General features: G+C 71.3%; 4 protein-coding genes. 3 read left to right on the top strand and 1 reads right to left on the bottom strand.

The features are described from left to right. Positions 1 to 24: 24 nt before the first annotated feature. Complete coding sequence (locus FV223_RS20890) at positions 25 to 513, bottom strand: DUF302 domain-containing protein (protein ID WP_147728804.1); 489 nt, start codon at positions 511 to 513, stop codon at positions 25 to 27. Positions 514 to 768: 255 nt separating this feature from the next. Between FV223_RS20890 and FV223_RS20885 the strand changes: the two genes are divergently transcribed. The 3 genes from FV223_RS20885 (at position 769) to FV223_RS20875 (ending at position 3,672) form a co-directional block, all read left to right on the top strand. Beyond that, on the top strand, positions 769 to 1,188 hold the full coding sequence (locus FV223_RS20885; RefSeq protein WP_147728803.1) for a hypothetical protein: 420 nt from the start codon (positions 769 to 771) through the stop codon (positions 1,186 to 1,188). A 202-nt stretch (positions 1,189 to 1,390) separates the two neighbouring features. After that, positions 1,391 to 2,134 (top strand): dienelactone hydrolase family protein, encoded by a 744-nt coding sequence (locus FV223_RS20880; protein ID WP_147728802.1) that lies wholly within the window; start codon positions 1,391 to 1,393, stop codon positions 2,132 to 2,134. Between the two features lie 560 nt (positions 2,135 to 2,694). Continuing rightward, a complete protein-coding gene (locus FV223_RS20875) occupies positions 2,695 to 3,672 on the top strand; it encodes a transporter (RefSeq protein ID WP_147728801.1) in 978 nt (325 codons plus the stop codon). Positions 3,673 to 4,513: the final 841 nt, after the last annotated feature.

Raw genomic sequence — 4,513 nt, 5'->3', positions numbered from 1 at the left:
GGCCGCCGTGCCCGTCCGGCGAGATCAGGCGGCCGCCGCGGCGAGGACGCAGCGGAGCTGCTCGTCCAGGTCGCGCGCGACGCCGTCGACCTCGGGGGCGCCGAACTGGCCGAAGGTGGTGGCCGGGCGGTCGTACTCGAACGCGACGCGGCCCTCGGCATCCTCGCGCAGGAGCACCCGGACCGGCGCGTACAGGGCGGCCGAAAGGATGTGCCGGGTCATCCGCGCGGCCGTCAGCGGGTTGCCGATGTCGTACTGGACGGCCTTGCGCACGAGCCCGGCGGTGCGGAGCAGCCCGCCATGGTCGCGGGCGCCGAAGATCGAGAGCGGCGCCTGGCGCTCGAGGAGGTCGCGCGCCGCGTCCACCTGCCCGTCCAGCAGCAGCTCGGCATAGGCGTGGTCGAGGCGCGGCACCGACGCCTCCAGGGCGGACCGCACCGCCTCGAAGGACTTGGGGGAGCGCAGCGTCACGTGCTCGATCGTGACCTGGGTCGTGGAGATCGGGTCGTTCATGGGATCGATGCCTCGGGTCTCTCGCCTCGGGTTCTCGGGCTCGATCGCGCGCGCCGGACGCGTGGCCCGCCTCCGCTGCGGCCGACCGATCGCCGTATGCCTGAAGAAGGGCGCGGAGCGGCGTCCGCAAGACGGACAAGATATCTACGCCATCGATACTTGGGATCGATCGCATCTGTTTGATCGATAGAGTGGCCGTTCGCATCTTCGCCTCATCGAACGACGGGCAGCCCCGTCGCAGTTGAGGATCGACGGATGACCCACCGCACCATCACCCTCGCCGCCGCCCTGGCCCTGACCATCGGGACCCTCGCCGCGGCCCCCGCCTCCGAGGCGACCGCCACCGGAAACGCCGTCGCCGTGCCCGCCGTGCTCGGTGCGGGCTATCACGTGCCGGGCGTGGCGCTCGGCGCCGCCGACGTCCGCGCGCAGGGCGGCCTTCTCGTGCCGAACCTGACGCGGTGGCGGCCCGCATCCGTTGCCGAGGCGTCGGCCGAGCGCTTCCAGGCGCCGGCCGCCTTCACCGTCGCCTACCGGACCCGCGGCATCGCCACGAATGCCGCCCAGGTCCTTAAGCAGGGCGGCTTCGCGACCGCCGGCGCCGTGCGCTGGCTGCCCGATGTCCCCGCCTCGGCCGAGCTCGGCGCAAGCACCGTGACGCTCGGGGCCCTGTGAGCGGGGACCGGTCCGCGGAGCGAGCCTCAACCCTGCGAAGCCCTGGCCGATCGCGCGCATCGGCCAGGACTGCAGATCCACCCGATGCGCCGCCGCGCCGCGCGCCTTTCGCTCGACCGGGTCGACGGGTTTGCGGCCGGTCCGCCCGCGGCCGTAGATGGTCCGGCGCGGACATCGCCGATGTCCTGCCGAGGAGGCTTCGATGGCGACCGAGCAGACCACGATCCGGACACGCGACGGCGCCTGCCTGACGCATATCGTGACGCCTGCCGGTGGCGGGCCGTGGCCGGCGGTGATCCTCTACATGGACGCCGGCGGCATCCGCCCGGCGATGCTCGACATGGCGCAACGGCTCGCCGATGCCGGCTACGTCGTCCTCGTCCCGGATCTGTTCTACCGCTACGGCCCCTACGGGCCGTTCGTGCCGCGCGACGTCCTGGCGGCCGGCTTCCGCGCCATCCTCGGCCCGCTGATGGCGACGACCGACCCGATCAAGGCCGCGGACGATACCGGTGCCGTCCTGGCCTATCTCGACACGCGCGACGACGTCGCGGGACGCAGGGTCGGTGCGGTCGGCTTCTGCATGGGGGGCGGCATGGCGCTCGCCGCGGCGGGAACCTACCCCCACCGATTCGCCGCCGCGGCGAGCTTCCACGGCGGCAACCTCGCCACCGATGCGCCGACGAGCCCCCACAGGCTCGCGCCCGCGCTGATGGCGGAGATCCACATCGCCGCGGCCGAGAACGACGACAGCTATCCGCCCGCGATGGCCGCGCGCCTGGAGCACACCCTGGCGCAGGCCGGCGTGCGCTACACGGCGCGGACCTATCCCGCCGCGCATGGCTGGATGATGCCGGATTTCCCCGTCCACGATCCCGACGCCGCCGAGCAGGGCTGGCACGCGATGCGCGCCCTCTTCGGCCGCACGCTGCACGGCGGCGGATAACGGCGCGCCGCGGATCGCCCGGGGGCCTTCCGAAAAGACCGGCCGCCCTCCCCCGCCCGAGGCGCGGTCCGGCCCCTGCGCCGGGGATCGATGCCCCGCTCTCGGACGCGGGCCGCGAGCCGGGTCCCCCCCGTGTTCGGATCCCTCGGGCGCGCGAGGTCCGCCTATTGCCGCCCTATTCGTGCGGACGTCCCGGACGAACCCCGATCGATCGGCCGTCCTCGATCCTATTCGAGACGTCGCGGGCCCGCGCGTCGAGGCGATGTGCATCACATCGGGGGCTCAGGCCCGGGCGGTGCTGATGAGGCTCCGGCCGCCGCCCGCGGAAAGTGCAGCCTTTGTGCAACGGCGGCCCAATCTTGGCACTAAGGTGCCTGAAACCGCTATTTTTTTGGGCGACGCTGTAGAATAATTCTCCAGGTTGAGACGGAAGAGGTCGGACCGCAAGACGGCGCTTGGGCCATCGCCGAACAGAACTCGCACCGGACAAGCGAGCTTCGGCACGATGGTCTCGAGGCGACGTGCCCGACATTCGAGATCCCTGGGGTAGGAACGAGAACATGATGAAGACCTGGCTTGCCGCAGGTGCGGTCGCCCTCACCGTCGGCATGAGCACCACCGTTCTGGCCGGTCCGGTCACGCAGCCCGGCGAGCAGGTCGGCCTCGCCTACGGCCCGCTGCCGCAAGGCGTCTACGCGATCAACACCTTCAGCACCGGCCGCGGCGACGCGCGCAACAGCCCGGACGTCGGCGTCAACGTGCCGATCCTGGTCTGGTCGACCGGCTACAAGGTGCTCGGCGCGACCATCATGCCGGTGATCGCGGTCCCGTCGGTGTTCGTGGGCACGAACAACCCGGCCGGCGTCGCCAACCAGGACCAGAGCTACTTCTACAACCCCTTCATCGGCAACATCTTCGCCTGGGATCTCGGCAACAAGATCAGCGCCGCCTACCTCGTCGGCGCCTATGTCGGCGTCGGCGACCGCGGCTCGCTCTGCAACGGTGCTCCCGGCGCCGCCTGCATCGCCGGCGGTGCCACCCCGGTGCTGCCGCAGGTCGCCGGCACCTCGATCCGCAACACCGGCGGCATCTCCTACACCGGCGAAGGCTGGAACCTGACCGCCGCGCTCACCCACATCCTGCAGGTGGACGACGCGCCGCGCTTCGGCGGCCAGGTCGGCGCCGCCCTCGGCCCGATCCCGAATTCCGACGGCCTCTACATCGACCTGACCGCGACCAAGACCTTCGGCAAGTTCGAGATCGGCGCCGTGGCCTACGGCTACACCGACCTGCCGGTGAACCGGAACCGGGCGATCTACGCGAACTACCAGAAGCAGGGCACGTTCGCGGCCGGCGGCCTGATCGGCTACGACTTCGGCATCTTCAAGACGCAGCTCATGGTGACCCGCACCGTCGCCGACCGCGGCGTCGGCCCGTTCGCCGACGAGACCCGCGGCTGGGTCCGCTTCATCGCGCCGCTCTACACCACCGCCGCCGCCGCGGTCGCCGCGCCGACCCCGCTCGTCCGCAAGTACTGATCGCCAACGACCGATCGACCGACGATGCCGGCTCCCCGTGAGCCGGCATCGTCATGTCGGGTGGCCGCGATCGTCGCGAACCGCGTCCATCGGCCGATGCGGAGCGATCGCCGCGGACCGGTCGCCCGCGAGGCACGACGAAAAGCCCCGCGCGGCTCGAGCCGGCGGGGCTGAGTGTGAGAATCGAAGCAAAGGGGAAACGGAAGCTTCGCCTTCTCAGGATCGACAGCATATCGATCGCCGACCCGACAGCAAGGTCTGATTTCATAAGTCACGAATTCTGGCACGGAATTACAGTTTTGACGATCCGTTCAGTGAGAAAAACGAACCGGATACTGACCTCGCAATCCCTCGAAGGATCGGCAGCAGCCCGGCAGCATGCTCCGCTCGGCATCGGCATGGTGCCGGCATGCGCGGCACTGATCCGGCGCTCCCCGGGCCCAGCGCGCGCATCGGCGCCCCCGACCTCTGAAACGGACGGCCCCCGCACCGCCTGAAGCGGCGGCGGTCGACCGGCCCGCCGGCCGGCGCCAGGCTGGCGGCCATGCAGGGTCCACAGCGCCTCGGATCGCAGGGGCGGTGACGGATCGATCGGGTGCCGCTCCGGGGGCCGGCGCGACCCGGTCCGCGAGCGTGCGGGTCGGTCGCGGTCGGGGTGAGCGTGTCGGCGTCTGCGTTCAGCATGGAGCCGAGATGGGGCTTCCAACGGTGGGAAGGTCAAGGCCGGATGGTGAAGGCTGGAACGGCGCCGGATGCGGGGATCGGCTTTCAGCCGTCGGCGGTCAGGGGCGCGGCCGGCTCCAGTCGTCGCGGAGCCGCGGGCCCGCGCCGACGGCGGCAG

It is taken from the genome of Methylobacterium sp. WL116, assembly GCF_008039455.1.
Lineage (GTDB): Bacteria > Pseudomonadota > Alphaproteobacteria > Rhizobiales > Beijerinckiaceae > Methylobacterium.
Note: the sequence above shows the minus strand (reverse complement) of the source record. Positions and strands in the feature narration are given on the sequence as shown.

Coding starts and splice junctions, on each gene's coding strand:
- FV223_RS20890 (WP_147728804.1), bottom strand. CDS start 513: ATGAACGACCCGATCTCCACGACCCAGGTCACGATCGAGCACGTGACG.
- FV223_RS20885 (WP_147728803.1), top strand. CDS start 769: ATGACCCACCGCACCATCACCCTCGCCGCCGCCCTGGCCCTGACCATC.
- FV223_RS20880 (WP_147728802.1), top strand. CDS start 1,391: ATGGCGACCGAGCAGACCACGATCCGGACACGCGACGGCGCCTGCCTG.
- FV223_RS20875 (WP_147728801.1), top strand. CDS start 2,695: ATGATGAAGACCTGGCTTGCCGCAGGTGCGGTCGCCCTCACCGTCGGC.